Origin of the sequence: Rhizobium sp. WYCCWR 11128, from assembly GCF_013416305.1 — a bacterium.
Classification (GTDB): domain Bacteria; phylum Pseudomonadota; class Alphaproteobacteria; order Rhizobiales; family Rhizobiaceae; genus Rhizobium; species Rhizobium indicum.
Genome location: NZ_JACCEZ010000008.1, coordinates 210,809 through 231,255 on the forward strand (window position 1 = coordinate 210,809; position 20,447 = coordinate 231,255).

Below are 20,447 nucleotides of genomic sequence, written 5' to 3' on the forward strand. Positions count from 1 at the left end.
GAGGTCATGCAGCAGGCCTCTCCAGATCATCGCGTGAAGATAGCCTAGTAGAATTTACGATTGCCGCGGACGGCTCTTTCCATTCGTGCGGGACGGCGTCGCCGGCCTGTTTCCGGCGATCGGGATCGAGGCAATCAGCCTGGCGAGAGCCGCCTGGGATCGCACCCCCGTTTTGCCAAAGCATCGGCCGGTGTGGGTTTTTACCGTGTTGGACGAAATTCCAAGAACCCGGGCAATCTCGGGCAGATTCATTCCGCTGCCGATCAGTGCGGCGACCCGGGTTTCGGCTTCGGTCAGGCCAAAGATGTGTTGCAGTTGTTGCGCTTGCCGACGCGTCTTCGCTTCCGGATCGACGATATGAATGAGCACGCGCGCTCCACTATCAACCGCATCCCATATCGAAACCGCTGTCGGTGCAAGCGGCGTGATCATCACCAGATAGGGCGGCAAACCCGATGGCCGGGAGATCGACAATGCCCCGTCGAAAGGCGTGTCTTCGCCATCGGCTATCAGCAAAGCCTGACGAATGGCGTTCACTAGGCGGGTGGATGTCTTCGAAATATGGGCGGCAAGCGAGGGCGTCTCGGATCGGCTGAGAAAAATGCCGTCGGCCTGCTTGAGCAGTGCTTCGGCTGCCGCATTCAAGAGAAGGACCGCACCCCGACCATCGATCAGCACAGCCGCATCCGCGATTGCATCGATCAGCCGTTGCGGCAATTCGGGTGCGCGGGCGATCCGGTTTACCTGAAAGGAAAGATCGATCGCCCGCGCCATGTGCGGGCTCAGCCGCCCTAACCGTGCTGCCGCTTCCGCGGCGTGCTCGTCTTGCTGACGAGACAGGAACAGAGCGACACCGCCGATACCTCCCCGCTCGTGCAGGCTGGCATGCGGCAGGAAGAGCTGATTGAAGATGTTTTGAGGCTTGCAGATATCGGCGTAAAACGCGGAATGCCTTACGGCCTCTGCATCGATCAACCTATTGCCGACTGCAATCTCGCCCGGCTTTACCTTCTCGAATGCGCGGGCATAGGGGTTGCTCGTGTAATGCTGTAGATAGAGCGCATTCAAATCTTCGCGCATACGGCCGGGGATCAGAAAGCTGCCGCGGCCATCGGGCGCCTGATAGACAATATTTCCGGCGACGGCACCGACGTAATCAACGATCGCGCACAGCGTATCCGGCCATAGTTCTGAACGGACCGCCGCCTGATAGACAGCATCAACGATATCGACATGATCCATATCAGCGCCGCTCGTTTTCACGATGATGGTTCCGCCAAATGCAACGATCGCACCATTTCGATTACTGCCTAAATGTCTAAGGAGAGGCAAAATAGCGAGCGTCACCCGATCAGGCGATATCTTGCGCCGTCTCGTTCACCGAATGACTTGCCGGGATTTGTGAGAAGATCGTTGAAGAAATGGAGGAGGCCTCATCTGAACCTTGGCGCGCGCTTGGCATTGTGAAGCAATTCGGAGGCGGTCGCGAACGGCCCAAAGAGTTTGAGCAGCAGCGCTTGTTCCTCGGAATCTATGCGGTGACGAGCGCAGAACTCCGTCACGGACCAGACTTTCGTCAGATCGTCTGTTTCGACTTGCCTGGGTTCGATGTGTTCGGTCACGGCGTGTCCTCCGAATATCAAGACTACGCCACGCCGGCATTTATAAGAACTAGCTAAAAAGAATTATGCCGTTTTGCAGACCATCGGAATATGATTGGCTCCCCCCGGCGGACTTGCGTCAATCAGGCCGATATACGAAGACGCCCGCCGATTGCGCGGCGGGCGTCATGTCTCACTGATCTATGACTGCTGATCAAACGAGAGCGTCGGTGCCCGTGATGTTGAGCGTCAGAACGCCAGCATCCGTGTGGCCTTCGCCATCGGAGATCTTGTAATACTGGACGGTTTCCGTGACGGTCTGGCCAGCAGCCAGGTCATCCGTCAGCTCATAGGTGAATTCGCCATTCGGCTTGACGTGGAAGACGCCATAGTCGCCGACGATGTCGGTAACAGCGTCGGGGCCGCTCTTAGCGCTGACATTCGTGCCGTCGAACTGGCGGAGGAAGAGGTGACCATTGTCGCCGGCAATGTCGTTGTCCAGAACGTTGCCGCCGATGGCGTCGCCTTCGTTGAAGCTGTAGTGGTCGTCAACAGCGATCGGCTTTACCTGGGTGACGCCCTGGATGTTCAGGGTGAACAGGCCGACGTCGGTATGACCGCTGCCGTCGGAGATCTTGTAGGAAACCTTCTCCTGGAACGATTCGCCGTTGGCGAAACCGATCTTGGCAGCGTCGCTCAGGACATAGGTGTAGCTGCCGTCCGGCTTGACGAAGAAGGTGCCGTAATCGCCCTGGATTTGGGTAACCTGGCTGTTGCCGCTCTTGGCGCCTACGCTTGCGCCGTCGAAGGCGCGCAGGAACAGGTGGCCGTTGTCGGAGGAATCGTTGGAAAGCAGATTTCCGGAAATAACGTCGGTTTCTTGAAATGTTGCACTATCATCAGTTGCATGTATCGGCGAAGCCATTGCTCTCTCCTCAAATTGTTTATTAGCGGGTCAATTTCGACCTCAGCGAGCGGCTCCTTTAACAACCTATTAATACTACAAGTCAATGGCCTATTTAACAGAAGGTTAATTTCGATGGCGATCTTCGCGTTGCTTCCATTCTGGCGGAATAATGTCGCTCTCGCGCCAAATTGAAGAAAATTCGACAAAAACTATACCCGGCTAACTTGAATAAAATGGCACCGAGTATATCTGAAGGCGATTAGCGGTGCCCGCGCCATGCCATCCGGGCTATCCGTTGCAATTCTGCTCGCCGAGCCCTATGTTGCTGGATGTACCCGATCCAAGCGGAAATCCAAGCCGTTGCCGGCTGCTGCTTGAGACGCTTATGCATCGGCGCGCGCCTTAAGGCTGCGTGATGGGCAATCCCACAAACAATCGATAACGTCGGCCAAGGCCGGCAAAGGATTTCTTTTTGAACAACACACATACAGCCACCGCGGTTGCGGCGGCGAATCCGCGTGAGGATGACGAGGCTGTCCGCAATGTTCCCAGGAGCTGGAAGCCGTTTCCCTGCCTTCTCACCCGCCGCGAATTGCAGGCTCTGATCGCCGAGCAGCTCGGCTGAGCGGCGATCGGGCCACCATCCCAGACAAGGAGAACTCGAAATGCAGGTACTCGTCAGAGACAACAATGTCGATCAAGCGCTCAGAGTCTTGAAAAAGAAAATGCAGCGCGAAGGGCTGTTCCGCGAAATGAAGGAACGGCGCGCCTATGAGAAACCGTCCGAACGGCGCGTCAGGGAAAAGGCGCAGGCGATCAGCCGACATCGCAAGGCTGCACGCAAGCAGATGCAGCGTGAAGGCCTGCTGCCCGGTCCGAAGCGGGCGGTGGCCGCCCGCTAGCGGCTTTATCCTCACCAGCCTTCCCGGGCTTTGGTGGTTACATTCCTGAAAGGACAGACAATGGACGAACTCAATAGCCTCACCGTTTCGGAAGAACGCCTCGAGGATTGCCGCGATGTCGTGGAGCCGGATCTGCAGGATCTGATTCAACGTGCTCTGACATCGGGCTTTTCCCGGGAGGAAGTTCTCATCGCCGTCAGCGAACTGGTCGCCGAAGACTTTGCAACGGTCATGAGAACCCCAAGCGTCCATTGATCGACTGCGTGCCTCGATCATCTTGGGAATGGGCTCACTAGGCCCGCCGACTGGGAACATCGGCCGCGGCAGATGGTTACTTCGTCTCTTGTATAGATGGAGATGACGATGACCAATCAAGACGATGCGACACGGGTATGGGAATTGATCGACAAGATCGGGTTTTGCATGCTGACGACCCGCAGCGGCGACGAACTGCGAGCCCGCCCGATGTCCGCCTATACCGCGCAGCTCGAGAATGCGATCTATTTTCTGACCGATGTCAGCAGTCACAAGGACGATGAAATCACTCGCTGGCCAAACGTCTGCCTCGCCTTTGCCGACACCAAGGGACAGAAATACGTTTCCGTATCGGGGACGGCCGAGGTGCAAAACGACCGGGAGAGAATCAGGGAATTATGGGCGACGCCGGCAAAGGCGTGGTGGGACAATCCCGACGATCCTTCCATCCGCATCCTCAAGATGACGCCGGCTTCAGCCGAATATTGGGACAGCCCGGGCACGATCATCAGCTATATCAAGATGGCGGCCGCAGCGGTCTCGAACACCAAACCTGATATGGGCGACAATGCCGAGGTCAAGCTTTAGCGCATCGTCGGCCACTAACCCCCTTACAGCGCCGCATCTTTTAGACGCGCAAAGGATGCTGTAACACCCTGAATTGCTGCATCATTTTATCCTTCGATCCATTCCGGCTTAATGAATTATGCGGTAGCCGATGCCTTGACGAAATCGATGAACGCCCGGAGCGGCGCAGGCACCAGCCGTCGTCCGGGATAATAGAGGAACGGCCCGGAGAAGCGTTGCCACCACGGTTCGAGGAGGGGCTCGAGCACGCCACTGTCGATATGCGGGCGCAGCCAGTCCTCGAAGAGGCAGACGATCCCTGTTCCTGATATCGCTGCATCGACGGCCAGATCGGTCGCTCCGCCGACCCGCACGATCAGCGGCCCCGTCGGATCGACCCGCACGATCTCGCCATCGCGCTCGAACTCCCACGGCGCCGTCATCGCACCGCTCGAAAAGCGACCCAACAGACAGGCATGGCCGAGCAGCTCGCTCGGATGTTGCGGCCGGCCACGGCGATCGAGGTAGTCGGGGGAGGCTGCGATGGCAAAGCGCTGGACGCGTGGCCCGATCGGTATCGCGATCATATCCTGCTCCAACCGCTCGTCATAGCGGATGCCGGCGTCGCAGCCGGCCGCGATCACGTCGACAAAGCTCTCGTCGGTGACCACCTCCAGCCGAATATCGGGATAGGCGGCGAGGAACGGCGGAACGATGGCGGGCAGCACCAGCCGCGCCGCGCTGACCGGCACATTGAGGCGCAAGGCACCGGCCGGCCTGTCGCGAAATCCGTTGACGACGTCGAGGGCAGACTCCACCTCGCTCAAAGCAGGGCCAAGCCGCTCCAGCAGGCCCTTGCCTGCTTCGGTTGGGACGACGCTGCGTGTCGTCCGGTTGAGCAGCCTGACGCCGAGCTGGGCCTCCAGGCGGCGCACCGCTTCGCTGAGGAAGGAGGCGCTGCTGCCACTGACGCGCGCGCCCTCGCGGAAACCCCCGGCACGGGCCACGGCAACAAAGGCATTGAGATCGCCCAGATCTGCTTTCATTGTTCGCCACTCCGCACAGCCCGTGCGGATTATAGCCAATTTTCACGCGCGCCGACAATGCTTATCTTGGGCCTATCTTGGCGTCATCTCTTGAAAGGAATTAGATCATGTCAACTATCGATCAGTCCGGCACGTTCAACCTCGGCGGCCGTAGCGTGAAGCGGCTTGGCTATGGCGCCATGCAGCTTGCCGGGCCTGGCGTGTTTGGTCCGCCCAAGGATCATGGCGCGGCACTGGCCGTGCTGCGAGAGGCGGTCTCGAGCGGCGTAAACCACATCGACACCAGCGACTTCTATGGCCCGCACGTCACCAACCAGATCATTCGTGAAGCGCTGCATCCCTATCGCAACGATCTCACTATCGTCACCAAGATTGGCGCCCGGCGCGGCACGGACGGATCGTGGATGCCGGCCTTCTCGCGCGACGAGCTGACGAAGGCGGTACATGACAACCTCCGCAATCTCGGCCTCGATGTGCTTGATGTCGTCAATCTCAGGGTCATGTTCGACGTGCACGGCCCGGCCGAAGGGTCGATCGAAGCGCCACTGACGGTCCTTGCCGATCTCCAGCGGCAAGGCCTGGTCCGTCACATCGGGCTGAGCAACGTCACATCCAAACAGATCACTGAGGGGCGTGGGATCACCGAGATCGTCTGCGTGCAGAACCAGTACAATCTGACGCATCGGGCCGACGATGCCCTGATCGACGATCTTGCGCGCGACGGCATTGCCTATGTGCCGTTCTTCCCGCTCGGCGGGTTCAGCCCGCTGCAGTCCTCCACCCTGTCCGATGTCGCAGCACGCCTCAACGCGACGCCTATGCAGGTGGCGCTCGCCTGGCTGCTGCGTCGCGCGGAAAACATCCTGCTGATCCCCGGCACCTCTTCCGTCGGCCATCTCAGGGAGAACCTCGCCGCCGCCCAGCTCGTGCTGCCGGATGACGCCGTCTCGGAATTGAACCGCATGGCTGATGTCGCCGCCTGAAGGTCGCCAGCGATCCGAGGCTACGCCACGCTCTTGCGCGGCGTAGCGTAGCAGTTCCTAAATCGATTCCGATTTAGGGAATTGTGCGGCAGCCCGCCGCCCGTTGCAACTATGCCTTCAATAACGCTCCGGCACGAGCATTTCAGGTGGAACCGGCGCCCTGTTGTAATCGGCGTGACGGATGCGGTCCGGCAACTGGATCTCGGGTTTCGGAACATCCTCGTAAGGGATCTGCTCGAGAAGATGGGCAATGCAGTTCAACCGCGCCCGTTTCTTGTCCACGGCCTGAACCACCCACCAAGGCGCATCGGGGCTGTGCGTACGCTCCAGCATTTCTTCTTTGGCTTTGGTGTATTCCTCCCAATGGACACGGCTTTCCATATCCATCGGTGACAGCTTCCATTGCTTCAGCGGATCGTGGATACGCATCTTGAAGCGGAACTCCTGCTCCTCATCGGTGATCGAAAACCAGTATTTGATCAGCACGATGCCGGAACGGACCAGCATCCGCTCGAATTCAGGCACGGAGCGGAAGAACTCCTCGAGTTCTTCCTCGGTGCAGAACCCCATGACGCGCTCGACACCGGCACGATTGTACCAGCTTCGGTCGAAGAGCACCATTTCGCCGGCGGTCGGAAGATGCGGGACATAACGCTGGAAATACCATTGATGACGTTCCCGCTCGGTAGGGGCGGGCAGCGCGACCGTCCGGCAGACGCGCGGATTGAGCCGCTGGGTCACCCGCTTGATTGCGCCTCCCTTGCCGGCCGAATCTCGACCTTCGAACAGCACCACCACCTTCAGCTTCTTATGCTGAACCCAGTCCTGCAGCCGCACAAGTTCGTGCTGCAGCCGGAAGAGCTCGCGGAAGTAGGTCTTTCGCTCGAGCGTCTGCTCCGCCGGCTCCGACATTCCTTCGGCGACCAGATCGTCTAGCCGGTCTTCCTCCATCTGCATTTCCAGCTCTTCATCGAAGCTGTCGGCGATCTCGGCCTTTATGCGGCTGAGTTGGTCCTGATGTGTCTGAGACATGGATTTCCCTTCCTGCTTTCGTTGACAGGAGCATGTCAGTGCGAAGTTTATATGACGACCACTGATCGAAGGCTGAAACGGTTTACCCGGGTCCCTCGTTCCAAGCGCGGCTATAGCCGTCCTGTCCTGAATTGGTCGACAAGATTCCGACAGGCGCGGATCGTCAGGGCCATGACGGTGAGCGTCGTGCCGGCGATGCCGCTGCCGGGGAAGGCGCTGGCGTCGGTGACGATGAGGTTCGGGGCATCCCAGACCTGGTTGTAGGGGTTGAGCACAGAAGCTTGCCGGTTTTCGCCCATGCGCGCGCCGCCCGTCTCATGGATTGCGGCGCCCATGCACATGGTTTTGCGGAACCATTTGCGGAACATGAAGCGGCTGAAGGCATCGGCTTCGGGAAAGGCGCCCTTGCCCATTTCCTTGAGGCCGGTGGGCGAGCCGATGAATTCGAGGTCGCCGCCAATCTCCTTGATCATGGCGATCAACGTCTCCTCCTGCCTTCTGAGCAGCGCCTGCTCCTCCTCCTGCATGACGCAGCGGATATGCGGCACGGGAATATTCCAGGCATCCTTGCGCCTCAGATCGAGCGTGATGCGGTTGTCGGCATAGGGCAGCATGCGGCCGAAACCGAAGAAGGCGAGACGCGCATCGGTGTCCCCGGAGACCGGCGCGCGGCCGACGCTTCCCTGGTAGTCGAAATCGCCGCGGGCGGCGTCGCCCTCGCCGAAACGGGGAATGAAGATCCCGCCCGACGGATTGTAGAATGGGTCGGTCGGCGCGGAGTCGTCGGGCGCCCAGCCCTTCGCCTTGGAAAAAGACCCGAAGGCGAGGCACGGCAGCTGGTCCATGAAATAGCGACCGAGAGCGCCCGAGCTGTTGCCGAGCCCATCCGGATGTTTCGCCGAAGCCGAATTCAACAGCAGCCGCACGCTCTCTATCGGCGAGGCGGAAAGCACCACCGTCGCGGCGCGAGCCGTCGATACCGCACCCGTGTTGCGATCGATGTATTCCGCGCCGGTGGCGCGGCCGGTCTTCTCATCCGTGGTGATACGGCGAACGACGGCGTCGTAGAGGATGGTCAGCTCACCGGTCGCCTTTGCTTCTCGCAGCGGTCGCGGCATCCGGTCGGCGTCAGGCGCGATGTAACGCCAGGAGACGACGTGCCTTTCCGGCCAGCGGCTTTCGACCGCCTGCTTGAAGATCTGTTCGGCGGGCGTCAGGCTTGCCGGCTTCGCATAGACGCCGTCCGGCAGCGTGGCGACGTTGTCCTTATTGCCGTAGAGCCCGAGATAGGTCTCGACTTCGTCGTAGAAAGGCGCCAGTTCGTCATAGGAGACCGGCCAGTCCACGCCCTTTCCGGCGCGCGATCGGATCTTGAAGTCGTCGTCGGTCCAGCGCAGCAGCACCCGACCAAAACTGTGGAGCCGCCCGCCGCCCTGACGGCCGCGGATCCAGAGGAAAGGCTCGCCCTTCGGCGTCGTATAGGGGTTCTTGCGGTCGTTGACGAAGAAATGGCTGAAGCGCTCGGTGAAAAACGCCGCGCGCGCCTGGATCGGCTGGCCCTTGAGAGTGGCCCGCGCGCGCTCCCAGATGTTGATGCTGCTTGCCGGCGCCTTCTTGCGCGCGGGATCGAAATCCTTCGGCCCGACGGCGGGACCGGCCTCGAGCAGCAGCACCGATAATCCCTGCGCCGTCAGTTCCTTTACCGCAAAGGAACCCGCCGCGCCGGAGCCGATCACCAGCGCATCATAGACGATCTCAGACATTTCTTTTTCAAATCCTGTCCTGGAGCAATCCTCAAAACGGCGCGAAATGCACCCGGAATTGCGGGAAAACAAAGGGATGGTGCGTCACAGCCGCGATCCGTCAGCGCCGAAGAGGGACGCCTTGGCGATATCGAGCCCGGGAGCCAGAACATCGCCGGGCTCAAGGGTGACATCGCCCATGAGCCGGAGCGAAAGGCTCTGGTCCGCCCAGTCGAACCAGACAACCGCGTCCGAACCCATCGGCTCGACGACGGAAACGCGACCCGGAATGGTGGGCAGGCCGCTCGTGGCGCCATCGAGCACAAGGTGTTCCGGGCGAAAGCCGAGTGTTGCCGGTCCTTCCGCTGCGTCTTCTCTAAAGGAATAACCGGAGAGATCGACAGTGAGCTCCTTGCTCCGGAAGACCGGCGCGCCGTTGCCGCGCCCGATCCTGCCCTCGACGAAATTCATCGCCGGAGCGCCGATGAAGCCGGCGACGAAGAGATTGGCCGGACGGCGGTAGATCTCGGACGGCGAGGCGAGCTGCTGGATCACGCCGTCCCGCATGATGGCGATGCGGTCGGCCAGCGTCAGTGCCTCGACCTGGTCGTGGGTGACGTAGATCATGGTATTGCCGAGGCGCTGGTGCAGTTTCTTGATTTCGACGCGCAATTCATTGCGCAGCTTGGCATCGAGGTTCGACAGCGGTTCGTCGAACAGGAAGACATCCACTTCGCGTACCAGCGCCCGGCCGATGGCGACGCGCTGGCGCTGACCGCCGGAAAGCTCGGCAGGACGCCGGTCGAGTAGCTTGTCGAGCTGAAGGAGGGCGGCGGTGCGGGCGACACGGGCCTCGATCTCGGCCTTCGGCAGGCGTGCGACGCGAAGTCCGAAGGAGAGGTTCTTGCGGACCGACATACGCGGATAGAGCGCGTAGGACTGGAAAACCATGCCGATGCCACGGTCCTTCGGCTCCTCCCAGCTGACGTTCTTGCCCGAGATCCAGACCTCGCCTGATGTAATGTCCTGGAGACCGGCAATGGCATTCAGAAGCGTGGACTTGCCGCAGCCGGAAGGGCCGAGCAGCACCAGGAACTCCCGCGGCGCGATGTCGATCGACATCTTCTCGATCACCGTATGATCGCCATAGGCGATCTTCAGGTCCTTGACGGAGACGGCAGATTGCATGGAAGCATTACCCCTTGACTGCGCCGGCCGCGATGCCGCGCACGAACCAGCGACCGGACAGGAAATAGATGGCAAGCGGAACGATGGCGGTGAGGATCGTCGCCGCCATGTTCACGTTGTAGGTCCGCTCGCCCATCGTGGTGTTGACGATATTGTTGAGCTGCACGGTCATCGGCAGGTTGTCGCGGCCGGCAAAGACGAGACCGAGGAGGAAGTCGTTCCAGATGCCGGTGAATTGCAGCATGGAGACCACCACGACCATCGGCACGGCAATGGGCAGCATGATCTCGAAAAAGATGCGCCAGAAGCCCGCGCCGTCGACGCGCGCGGCCTTGCAGAGCTCCTCCGGCACGCTGACGAAATAATTGCGGAAGAGCAGCGTCACCAGCGGCAGGCCGAAGATGACATGCACGAGAATGATACCGGCCAGCGAATTGTAGAGATCGATATTCGCCATCGCCCGGACCATTGGATAGAGGAAGATCTGGTAGGGGATGAGGCCGCCGGCCATCAGCAGGCCGAAAAGCAGGTTTGCCCCGCGCGGCCGCCAGAGCGACAGCGCATAGCCATTGACGGCGCCGATGAAGACCGAGAGCGCGACCGAGGGAAGGGTGATCGCCACCGAATTCCAGAAACCGCTGCGAATGCCGACGCAGACGGTTCCCATGCAGGCGCCCGACCAGGCGGTCACCCAGGCGGAGAAATCGAACGTCGTCGGCAAGGCAAAGATTTGCCCGAGCCGGATTTCGTCCATGGACTTCAGGGAGGTGACGACCATGGTATAGAGCGGCAGCAGGAAGAAAAGTGCGGCGATGAAAAGGAAGGCATAGAGGCCGATGCGCCCGGCGGTGATCTGTGCCGGCTTCGGGCCATTCGGATGAGGACGGGCCATCACGCAGCCCCCTTTGCTTTGTCACGCATGTGCATCGCATAGCGGAACGGGGCGACGGCGACGATCACCCCGAGGACAAGCACCGTCGCGCCTGCTGTGGCGAGGCCGAGGTTCTGGCGCCCGAACAGATTGTCCATGATGAATTTCGCCGGCACCTCCGTCGCATTGCCGGGGCCGCCATTGGTCATGGCGACGACGATGTCATAGGTCTTGATTACGCCCATGGCGAGCAGCATTCCGGCGGCGGCCAGCGCCGGCCCGAGCTGCGGCAGGATGATCGAGACATAGATCCGCCAGACGGGAATGCCGTCGATCCGCGCCGCCTTCCATTGCTCGGCTTCGATGCCACGCATGCCGGCAAGCGCAATGACCATGACAAGCCCCGCGCCCTGCCATACGCCGGCAAGCACCAGTGCATAGATCGCCATGTCGCGATTGACCACCCAGTCGAGGACGAAGCTTTCCCAGCCGAGCGAGCGCACGCTCGCCTGGATGCCGAGCGTCGGATTGAGCATCCACTGCCAGATCAGCCCGGTCACCACGAAGGACATGGCGTAGGGATAGAGGAATATGGTCCTGAAGGCGCTTTCGAAGCGGATCTTGCGGTCCAGCGCCGCCGCCAGGAGGAAGCCGAGCAGCAAACAGCCTGCGACGTAAAGGACACCGAAGATCAACACGTTTTGCAGCGATGCCAGCCATTTGGCGGAAGAGAAGAGCTTCGAATATTGCGCCAAGCCGACATAGGTCGAGGACGGAAAAAGCGTCGAATTGGTAAAGGACAGCCGGATCGACCAGGCCATGGTGCCGATGAAGACCACGACCGCAACGAACCATGTCGGCAGCAGCGCGATGGTGGCGGAAAGATTGGGCTTGCGTTTGACGGACATCGGCCAGCTCGTTGACGGAATGGAAAGCAGGGCTCGCGCCCCCGCGCGAGGCGGCGGCCGGCAGCTGTGGCGTCGGGTCAGACCGACGCCACAGGCACTATCCTACTCGAAGATGGCGAAGAAATTCTCGGCCGCAGCGCCCGCATCGTTCGAGCCGCCGCTCCAGTATTCGTCTACGAAGTCGTCGAGTGCGCCGACCTGCTGGGGCGTCAGCACGATCGCCTGGTCCGGTACGATTGCACCCGCAGCCATCAACTCGACACCCTTCTGGGCGCAGGCGTCCAGCTTCGACTTGTCGACGTCGGCGCGCATCGGAACCGAACCCTTCTTGAGGGCGAATTCGACCTGGACGGTTGGATCCATGACGACCTCGGCGAGCAGTTTCTGCGCCTTGTCGGTCGCGGCATTGCCGGTTTTGGGGAACCAGAGAGAGTCGGCGATATAGACCATGCCCTTTGACTCCGGCACGATCATGCAGCCATAATCCTTGCCCGGCTCCTTGCCGGCAACGGTGAATTCGCCCTTGGCCCAGTCGCCCATGAACTGCACGCCGGCTTTGGCAGTGATCAGCATGGCGGTCGCGTCATTCCAGTTGCGGCCGGCTGCACCCGCATCGACATAACCGCGCAGCTTGCCGAGGATTTCCAGGGTCTTCTTCACGCCCTCGACGGATGCCGGGCTCTTGTCCTTGTCGACATAGATCTTCAGGAAGCCGTCGATCCCGACCTGCGAGAGCAGGATCATGTTGAAGACCTTGGTTTGCTGCCAGGGCTGGCCACCCCAGGCGACCGGAACCATGCCGGCAGCCTTCAGCTTGTCGAGATCGGCAAAGAGCTCGTCCCAGGTCTTAGGCTCCTGCGCGATGCCGGCCTTCTCGAAGGCTTCCTTGGAATAGAAGAGCCAGCTTTCACCATGGGCGCCGGTCGGCGCAAGATAGACCTTGCCGTCATAGGAGATGAGATCGTGGATCGATTTCGGCAGGGCGTCGGCCCATTTGCCCGCAGCGGCCACGTCGTCGATCGGATTGAACAGGCCTTGGTTGATGAAATCGGCGGCGGCGAGACCGATGACGCCCTGCTTGGCGCCGGGCGCGTCACCGGCGACGATACGGTTCTGGAAGGCAGCATCGGCCGCGCCGAAGCCGGCAATCGAGGAATCCTTCCAGACGCCGCCGCGCTTTTCGAACTCGGTTTTAATGACATTGAGGGCTGCCGCTTCGCCGCCCGATGTCCAGGACGACATGATCTCGATCGTCGGTTTGTCCTCGGCATGCGCCGAGGCGAAAAGACCGGCAAATGCCACGCCGGCAAAAAAAAGCTTCATCATGGTCTTCATAGTTCCACCTCTTGAAAATGCCCTCTTTGCGGGGCGTTTGTTGTCTCGGGAGTGACTGTCAGCGATAGATCGGCAGGAGCGCCTGCCGGACGAGCGTGAGCCCGTTGGCAATGTCGCGGACGGGATCCGGCGCGGCATCGAGTTCGAGGATCGCCCAGCCTTCATAGGCCCGGTCGCGCAGCAGCCGGATCCAGGCCGGCCAGTCGACCCGTCCGAGGCCGAAGTCGCAGAAATAGGGCTGGTGGCGTTCATGGATGTGCTTGTCGATCGGGGTATCGGCGGGCATCGGACCGATCGCATCCTTCCAGTGGGCGATGATCATGCGCTCGTGATGGCGATCGACAAGCTGGACGGGATCGGAGCCGGCAACGATGATGTGCGCCGTGTCGGGGCACATATGCACATAGGCCGGGTCGGTCAAAAGCATCATCAGGTCGACATCGCGCGCGGCGGCAAAGATCGAGTGCGCCTCGGTGTGCAGCGCCAGCCGCACGCCCTTGGCATAGAGGGTCGCGCCGAGCCGGTTGAGGAAATCGGCGATCACCTTGGCGCGGTCGAAATCATGAAACTGCACCGGCTGGGTGCCGAGCGTCTGGCGCAACGGCGCGCCGATCACCATGATGTCGCTGCCGCAGGCTTTCAGGAAGTCGGCATAGCGTTCGGCCTTGTCGATCAGCGCGCTCTGGGCTTCGGGATCGGCAAAGTCGCCGGCCGCCTCGAGCTCTGCGAAGAAGCCGCTGCACAGCGTCAAGCCGCGTCTTGCCAGTTCGGCGGCGAAGGCGTCGATGGAACCATAGGTCTTGATCGCGTCCTGCCAGTTGAAGGGAGAAAAGGTCAGCTCGACGCCGGTAACGCCGGAGGCCTGGACGCTGTCGAGGATCTTGTCCCAGAAGGCGCGCGGATCGGCGCGTGCATGATCGACAATCGCTTCATGGCTGTCGACGCCCCAGAAGCCGGGATGGAAGAATGTCACGAGATCGATGCCGAAGCGCAGCCTTTCGCCAGTAGCCATAACCTATCCATTTCCCAAGGCATGGCCTACCCGCGTGCGGAAGGGTGTTCCGCATCCAATAAGCCATGGATTTTCAAAGCATTAAGGATTGGCAATCGTTTGCCATGACCAAATGATAATCAAGCTGGTTTTTTAAGCAAGCGATTTTTGGCAAACGTTTGCTATAAATCGTCGCCTGCCCTAAAGTTGCAAATCGAAGCATCCGGGAGAGAGAAATAAAAGTGAATAAAAACAAGGATGTGGCAGGAGAAGAGCAATCGGGTGCCTTGATGGCCGATGTTGCGCGGCTCGCCGGTGTGGCGATCTCAACGGTCAGCCGGGCGCTTGCCAATCCCGGGCGGGTCAACGAAAAGACGCGCACCAAGATCAATGCTGCAGCGAGGCAGCTCGGCTACACGCCGAATGCCATGGCGCGCGGTCTCCGGGTCGGCAAATCCAACATCGTCATGATCATCCTGCCGGGATCGCTCTATTACGGGGTCTCCCAGATCATTCCGCAGGTCCTGCAGAGCATCAACAAGTCGCTGATCCAGGGCGGCTACAACCTGATGATCGCCAACCTCGATCGCGACGAGATTTCCGAACGGCATATTCTCGACCTCGCCTTTGGCGGCAGCGTGCGTGGCGCCATCATCCTGTCGTCGAAGCTTCCTGAAGTGGATGGACGCTCACTTGGCGGTTCCGGCCTGCCGATCGTTTCGATGCTGCTCGACATGAGCGATGCCGGCCTGCAGAGCGTCGTGACCAACGACCGCGAGGCGGTGCGCGACGTCACGGCCGAACTCATCCGGCTGGGTCACCGGCGGTTCTTCTATCTGGCCGGGCCCGAAGGCAATTATCACGATGTCGAGCGTTACGGCGGCGTGCTCGAGGCGCTCGAGGCGGCGGGATTGTCCGAGGAACTGGTGCGTCGCTCGGGCGGTCATCTCGATTATCAACACGGCTTCGATATCGGAGTGCAGGCAGCGGACGATTTTGCGACATTGACGGAAAGGCCGACGGCAGTCATCGCCACCAGCGATGACATGGCTATCTCATTTGTCAGCCGTATCCAGCGTGCGGGCTTGAGCATTCCGGGTGATCTGTCCGTCGTCTCCTTCGACGGCTCGCCCGTCTGCGAATTCTCCTCCCCGCCGCTCTCGACAATCGAGCAGCCTGTGGAAGAGATGGGACGCGCGGCGGTCGATCTCCTGCTCGACGCCATTGACCAGCGGCAAAAAGCGGGGGAGGTCCGTACCGTCATCCGCAGCAAGCTTATTCTGCGGGAGAGCGTCGCTCCTCCAAAGACCTGACGGAGCCGGCAAGCCGTGATCGTTCTACTGCGCCACGACCGTCCGAGCTCAATCGCCGCAGCACGTCCACCAGGGTCGGGAGAACGATCCAGTAGCCCTTCGAAGGCGATAGTCACCAGATGGCCGAATCTGGAGGATGTTAATTGCCGGTTTGGCGTGCAAGAGAGATATTTTAGTTGTCATTAATATAATCGTCCGGCAACATTACTGGCCGGCTTCTAGAATTGAATAGTATTGCCACCAGCACGTTGGGGAGACGGGCATGTGCGCAGAACTTGTCGAGCGTCGACTGGCGGCTATTCTGGCTGCCGATGTAGTAGGCTACAGCCGTCTCCTGGAAGCCAACGAAGAGGAGACGCTCAACGCTCTTCGTCAGCATCGCCGCGAGCTCTTCGATCCCGCTGTCGCGACCCATGGCGGACATATAATCAAGCTGATGGGCGACGGTTTCCTGGTCGAGTTCGGGAGCGTGCTCAGTGCTGCACGATGCGCCGTCGAAATCCAGCGCGGCATGCTGGAGCGCAACATGGGGCTTCCAGCGGACAGGCACTTTGCGTTCCGAATAGGCTTGAATCTGGGCGATATCGTCTTCGATGCGGATGACTTTCATGGGGACGGCATTAATGTGGCGGTCCGGCTGCAAGCCCTTGCAGCCCCCGGCGGCATTGCCTGTTCGGCGGCAGTGCGCCACGAAGTCGCAAACAAGCTCGGTCTCGATTTCGCAGATCAAGGCGCCATGAACGTCAAGAACATTTCCCGTCCGGTCCATGTCTATTTTGCCGATTGGGGCAATGTCGCCTCCAGCGAGGAGGTTCCGCCCGCCGCAGGTGTCCACACACGGGCACCCGTCAACAAGCCATCCGTTGCAATCCTGCCATTCGCCAACATCAGCAACGATCCCGAGCAGGATTTTTTCAGCGACGGCATCACCGAAGATCTCATCACGGACCTATCGAATGTTTCAGGCCTATTCGTATTGAGCCGCAACACAGTTTTCACGTGGAAAGGCCGGAACGAAAACCTGCAGCGCATCGCCGGAGAACTCGGCGTTGCCTATATCGTGGAGGGCAGCGTCCGCAAGGCAGGCAATCATGTAAGGATCAATGCGGAATTGATCGAAGCAGCCAGCGACGGCCATGTCTGGGCGGCGCGTTACGACCGCGACCTCACCGACATCTTCGAAATGCAGGACGAGATCGTGAAGGCGATCGTCGAGCAGCTTAAGGTCAAGCTGCTTCCGGAGGAGAAGAAAGCTATCGAGCAGGCGCCGACAGGAAGCGTTGAAGCCTATACACATTTCCTCAGGGGGCGCGAATACTACCATATTGCCTCGCGCTCGAACCATTTGATGGCCAGGCAGAGTTTCGCCAGAGCCATCGAATTGGATCCGGGCTATGCCCGCGCCTATGCCGGCATCGCGGTTTGCGATGCGCGTCTACGGTCTCAGTTCGGCGCGGAAATCCCCGTGGAGGCCATTCTCGCGAACACGGCGACGGCGCTCGTTATCGATCCCAATCTGGCGGAGGCACATGCAGCCAGGGGGTTTGCGTTGGCGGTGGCCGGCAATCGCGCTGAGGCGGTTTCAGCATTCGAGCAGGCTTTGTCGCTGGACGCCAACTGCCACGAGGCGAACCGGTACTATGCCGAATTTTGCGTCACCGACGGTCAGTTCGAACTGGCGGCTACGCACTTTCAGCGCGCAATGGAAATCAAGCCTGCCGATTATGGTGCGCCGATCATGCTCGTGAACGTCTTTCGTTCGCTCGGGCAAATAGACAAGGCCCGCAGCTATGCGCGGATCGCGTTGAAAAGGGCGGAGGAGGAACTGCGGCTCCATCCGGAAAATGCCAATGTTGCCTGCCTGGGAGCGACGGCGCTGGCCTTTCTCGGGGTCCGCGACATGGCGCTGGAATGGTTGGCGCGCGCGCTGGCGACGGATCCCAACGACATAAACATCCAGTACAATGCCGCCTGCACCTATGCACTGCTTGGCGAAATCGACAGAGCGATAGATTTGCTTGAGGTCTGGATGCCTCAAGTCGGCATCGAGATGCGGCTGTGGTTCAAGAACGATTCCGACCTCGATTCCATTCGCAGTCACCCGCGCTATTCGAGGTTGGTTGAGCCGTCTGAATAACGCCCGGTACATTTGGCAAGCCGACCCTAATACTATTTCATTACTTGCTAAAATTCTCGCGAGCGCCGAAGGTCAACTTAAACTGGCAACCATAAAAGTCTTTTGAGGGGGAGCGGATGGGCGCCCGGTTCAGACTTTTTGTACAGCCTCCATTTGAAGATGATTGGTCCAGTCCCGAGATTGTCGAAGTGTCGTCTCCGCTGGGCAGCCTGACAGCTGGGCCGGCCGACGATCGGATGTTCGTTGTGGAGCCGGTTGGCAAGACCGGTCCTTACGGTGCGAACCGCGGACCGCTCGGAACGCCGTACATGTATCTGCCGCCCTGGACCGGGAAAATCCTCGAGCCGGCCAACCCCGATGGGTGCGGCAATTTCGACTATCTCCGACCTTCGATGGCTGGCTTTGAAGCCGCACATGTTTTTGGTTGCGTGCGATTCACACTGGATGTGTGGGAGCGCTATCTCGGTCAGCCGCTCACCTGGCATTTTCGCGATCATTATGACCGTCTGGAAATCTCGATCCTGCAGCGATGGGACAACGCTCAATACGGCTATGGTTTCCTCGAAGTTGGGAGCCAGTTCGAAAACGACGGGCGCGTCCTTCCGTTTAGCCTGGATTTTGACGTCATCGCTCATGAGGTGGGGCACGCAATCATCTTCAGCGTACTGGGCGTGCCGCGCCCGGGAACCGAGTACCCCGAATATCTTGGCTTCCAGGAGGCCTTCTCCGACTGCGTGTCGCTGATCGCGGCCATGCATTTTCCGTCCGTGATCGACAATGTTCTCACGGAGACACGCGGCAACCTTTACCGGGCAAATCGCCTAGCGCGCTTCTCGGAATTTTCGCCACATCGCCAGATACGGTCGGCAAACAACAAAAGGACGATGGCCGACTTCGCACATGGGTGGAAGGACGAGCATGAGCTCTCGCAACCGCTCACCGGCGCGATATTCGACATCCTCGTCGATATCTTCCATGAGAGCCTGGTGGTGCGCGGCTTGATCTCGCGTGCCGTCGAAGACCTCGCAGATATTGCCGAGTTCGATCCGGCTGCCGAGGCGCCCGTGCAGCATGCTTTCGACCGCGCCTTCGCGCGGAACTCAGATGGTTTTGTCGAAGCACTGCTCGACTCGCGCGATATCGTTGGGACGTATCTGGCGGAAACCTTGTGGGCTCTTGCTCCCGACTTTCTGGACTACGGCGATGTCGCGAGGACGATGCTTGCGATTGATCGTAATGAAAGTGCCGGCCAATTCGCACGGATCATCAGCAGAAACTTCAGGCGACGGGCGATCGGCGAGCTGCACGCCGGCGCGCATATTAAAGGTGGCGAGGATCACAGTCATGTCCTCTCTGCGCGCACGTTGTTGCCGATAGATTATCTGGAGTTTCCGAAGATGAACTATCGCGAGAAAGTTTTGCTGTCGAGATCAATGAACGGTCAATAATCAGTTAGATGGAGGGAGACGTGGCAGACAATGAAACCTTACTCGGCATATCAGCGATACATCTCTTCGGGCGCCCACTGAGTGATCTGATTCTCAGAGGCGGACCCATTTACCAGAATCTAAGCGTACCAATAGCAGGGAGAAATAATTTTCTGAGGGACCAGCTTGGTGCGACCGATGCGGTTCTGGCGCGGATCTTTGCTTTCTCCTTTGAGGGAGCATTCATTGAACTTGGTCGACCAGCCATCTTCGTTGTCCACGGTCCTGGGGCCGATCCAGACGATCCGCCCCCGAGGAACGTGGACGGTGATATCGAGTATGACAGATTGTATCGGTCGCCTGGTTCGAGTGCACGAACCGGCCTTGGTTCTCAATTCGGAGCTCTGGCTAAGGACATGAGGGTCTGGATTTATGACAAAGGTGATGTCTCAATGAGACTCGATGCCGAAACAGGAACCCTTGAGCAAATCCTGCTGTCGGCCGAGGTTTCTGCTGATCCCCGAGGGATGACGAGCGGCGCAATGTCCAGATCGGGCGGTGCCCTGTCCCGCTCTGGTGGTGTAATGTCCAGATCAGGCGGGTTCATCCCTCGCAGATCGGGCGATAACGACTAATCTAATATAAAGCGGACTAGGGAGGATAATATGCCCACCGTGAACCCTAAAGTTAAAATCGAGCGCCTCGAGCCAGCGACTGTAGTTGCTCCATTACTTGTTCGAACGCCATTTAAAATCATAGGCTCCGGCTTCAGCAATAAGATATATGTATATATATCTACCAAAGAAGACGGTAGTGATGATGTTTCAAACCCAAGTGCCAGCGACAAGAAAGAAACTTATAAAATCAAAATAGATACTGACGATTCTGCCACGAGCACAGATAGAGTTTTGTCGTTAATTGTTAAACCAGAGCTTGACGCTGGCCCGTTCGATGAAAAAACAGAGTTTTGGGTTGCTGTAAAACTGGATGATATGAATGGTAAGTTTGAAGGTGCGCGAAAAACTTTCAAACTTGTCTGACTTCGAGATCGCTTTGTCGATTGCGGGATAAGGTCCGCCGGCCTTAACCGCCGTCGTCCAGCGCTTCCGGCCCACCGACCTGCGACGGAGGGGCACGCGAGGTAACGCGTGGATCATGGCGTACGGCAGCCCCGCTTCCAAAAGCGCTTTGCTCTTCCATGGATTCTATTTCATCTCGCCGGTAAAATTATAAGTGATTTGC

21 protein-coding genes are annotated in these 20,447 nt (G+C 59.5%); 10 read left to right on the top strand and 11 right to left on the bottom strand.

The window, feature by feature from the left end; translation table 11 throughout:
- Nucleotides 1-54: 54 nt before the first annotated feature.
- The 3 genes from HX898_RS23680 to rapA2 form a co-directional block, all read right to left on the bottom strand.
- Nucleotides 55-1,347, bottom strand: coding sequence for a helix-turn-helix transcriptional regulator (locus HX898_RS23680; RefSeq protein ID WP_138390177.1), 1,293 nt, complete (start codon nucleotides 1,345-1,347; stop codon nucleotides 55-57).
- 86 nt (nucleotides 1,348-1,433) lie between these two features.
- Entirely contained in the window at nucleotides 1,434-1,622 is a 189-nt protein-coding gene (locus HX898_RS23685) for a hypothetical protein (RefSeq protein ID WP_138334545.1), read from the bottom strand.
- Between the two features lie 193 nt (nucleotides 1,623-1,815).
- A complete protein-coding gene (gene rapA2, locus HX898_RS23690; RefSeq protein WP_138334544.1) occupies nucleotides 1,816-2,526 on the bottom strand; it encodes a calcium-binding lectin RapA2 in 711 nt (236 codons plus the stop codon).
- A gap of 454 nt (nucleotides 2,527-2,980) precedes the next feature.
- Between rapA2 and HX898_RS23695 the strand changes: the two genes are divergently transcribed.
- The 4 genes from HX898_RS23695 (at nucleotide 2,981) to HX898_RS23710 (ending at nucleotide 4,253) form a co-directional block, all read left to right on the top strand.
- A complete protein-coding gene (locus tag HX898_RS23695) occupies nucleotides 2,981-3,133 on the top strand; it encodes a hypothetical protein (protein ID WP_171600006.1) in 153 nt (50 codons plus the stop codon).
- 40 nt (nucleotides 3,134-3,173) lie between these two features.
- On the top strand, nucleotides 3,174-3,410 hold the full coding sequence (gene rpsU / locus HX898_RS23700) for a 30S ribosomal protein S21 (protein ID WP_003538346.1): 237 nt from the start codon (nucleotides 3,174-3,176) through the stop codon (nucleotides 3,408-3,410).
- A gap of 60 nt (nucleotides 3,411-3,470) precedes the next feature.
- Nucleotides 3,471-3,665, top strand: coding sequence for a hypothetical protein (locus tag HX898_RS23705; protein WP_062940459.1), 195 nt, complete (start codon nucleotides 3,471-3,473; stop codon nucleotides 3,663-3,665).
- Between the two features lie 108 nt (nucleotides 3,666-3,773).
- A complete protein-coding gene (locus tag HX898_RS23710; RefSeq protein WP_180195920.1) occupies nucleotides 3,774-4,253 on the top strand; it encodes a pyridoxamine 5'-phosphate oxidase family protein in 480 nt (159 codons plus the stop codon).
- A 116-nt stretch (nucleotides 4,254-4,369) separates the two neighbouring features.
- Here HX898_RS23710 and HX898_RS23715 read toward each other — a convergent pair whose 3' ends face one another.
- Complete coding sequence (locus HX898_RS23715; protein ID WP_138334542.1) at nucleotides 4,370-5,278, bottom strand: LysR family transcriptional regulator; 909 nt, start codon at nucleotides 5,276-5,278, stop codon at nucleotides 4,370-4,372.
- 107 nt (nucleotides 5,279-5,385) lie between these two features.
- Here HX898_RS23715 and HX898_RS23720 point away from each other — a divergent pair, with 107 nt between their 5' ends.
- Nucleotides 5,386-6,261 (top strand): aldo/keto reductase family oxidoreductase, encoded by an 876-nt coding sequence (locus HX898_RS23720; RefSeq protein WP_180195921.1) that lies wholly within the window; start codon nucleotides 5,386-5,388, stop codon nucleotides 6,259-6,261.
- A gap of 117 nt (nucleotides 6,262-6,378) precedes the next feature.
- Here the strand turns inward: HX898_RS23720 and ppk2 are convergent, their stop codons facing one another.
- From ppk2 to HX898_RS23755, 7 genes are all read right to left on the bottom strand, one after another.
- Nucleotides 6,379-7,293, bottom strand: coding sequence for a polyphosphate kinase 2 (ppk2, locus tag HX898_RS23725; RefSeq protein WP_180195922.1), 915 nt, complete (start codon nucleotides 7,291-7,293; stop codon nucleotides 6,379-6,381).
- Nucleotides 7,294-7,403: 110 nt separating this feature from the next.
- Complete coding sequence (locus HX898_RS23730) at nucleotides 7,404-9,056, bottom strand: GMC family oxidoreductase (protein WP_180195923.1); 1,653 nt, start codon at nucleotides 9,054-9,056, stop codon at nucleotides 7,404-7,406.
- Between the two features lie 84 nt (nucleotides 9,057-9,140).
- Nucleotides 9,141-10,223, bottom strand: coding sequence for an ATP-binding cassette domain-containing protein (locus HX898_RS23735; RefSeq protein WP_180195924.1), 1,083 nt, complete (start codon nucleotides 10,221-10,223; stop codon nucleotides 9,141-9,143).
- A gap of 7 nt (nucleotides 10,224-10,230) precedes the next feature.
- Nucleotides 10,231-11,115: a carbohydrate ABC transporter permease gene (locus tag HX898_RS23740; protein ID WP_180195925.1), complete on the bottom strand. Its 885-nt coding sequence runs from the start codon at nucleotides 11,113-11,115 to the stop codon at nucleotides 10,231-10,233.
- A complete protein-coding gene (locus HX898_RS23745; protein WP_180195926.1) occupies nucleotides 11,115-12,002 on the bottom strand; it encodes a sugar ABC transporter permease in 888 nt (295 codons plus the stop codon). The genes HX898_RS23740 and HX898_RS23745 overlap by 1 nt, the downstream gene beginning before the upstream one ends.
- A 102-nt stretch (nucleotides 12,003-12,104) precedes the next feature.
- Complete coding sequence (locus HX898_RS23750; RefSeq protein ID WP_180195927.1) at nucleotides 12,105-13,337, bottom strand: ABC transporter substrate-binding protein; 1,233 nt, start codon at nucleotides 13,335-13,337, stop codon at nucleotides 12,105-12,107.
- Between the two features lie 58 nt (nucleotides 13,338-13,395).
- On the bottom strand, nucleotides 13,396-14,349 hold the full coding sequence (locus tag HX898_RS23755; protein ID WP_180195928.1) for a sugar phosphate isomerase/epimerase: 954 nt from the start codon (nucleotides 14,347-14,349) through the stop codon (nucleotides 13,396-13,398).
- Between the two features lie 221 nt (nucleotides 14,350-14,570).
- Here HX898_RS23755 and HX898_RS23760 point away from each other — a divergent pair, with 221 nt between their 5' ends.
- The 5 genes from HX898_RS23760 (at nucleotide 14,571) to HX898_RS23775 (ending at nucleotide 20,245) form a co-directional block, all read left to right on the top strand.
- Nucleotides 14,571-15,641 (top strand): LacI family DNA-binding transcriptional regulator, encoded by a 1,071-nt coding sequence (locus HX898_RS23760; protein WP_138334534.1) that lies wholly within the window; start codon nucleotides 14,571-14,573, stop codon nucleotides 15,639-15,641.
- A 262-nt stretch (nucleotides 15,642-15,903) separates the two neighbouring features.
- On the top strand, nucleotides 15,904-17,778 hold the full coding sequence (locus HX898_RS23765) for an adenylate/guanylate cyclase domain-containing protein (protein ID WP_138334533.1): 1,875 nt from the start codon (nucleotides 15,904-15,906) through the stop codon (nucleotides 17,776-17,778).
- A 116-nt stretch (nucleotides 17,779-17,894) separates the two neighbouring features.
- Nucleotides 17,895-19,226: a hypothetical protein gene (locus tag HX898_RS23770; RefSeq protein ID WP_138334532.1), complete on the top strand. Its 1,332-nt coding sequence runs from the start codon at nucleotides 17,895-17,897 to the stop codon at nucleotides 19,224-19,226.
- Between the two features lie 8 nt (nucleotides 19,227-19,234).
- Entirely contained in the window at nucleotides 19,235-19,840 is a 606-nt protein-coding gene (locus tag HX898_RS33050; protein ID WP_138334531.1) for a hypothetical protein, read from the top strand.
- A 30-nt stretch (nucleotides 19,841-19,870) separates the two neighbouring features.
- On the top strand, nucleotides 19,871-20,245 hold the full coding sequence (locus tag HX898_RS23775; protein ID WP_138334530.1) for a hypothetical protein: 375 nt from the start codon (nucleotides 19,871-19,873) through the stop codon (nucleotides 20,243-20,245).
- Nucleotides 20,246-20,447: the final 202 nt, after the last annotated feature.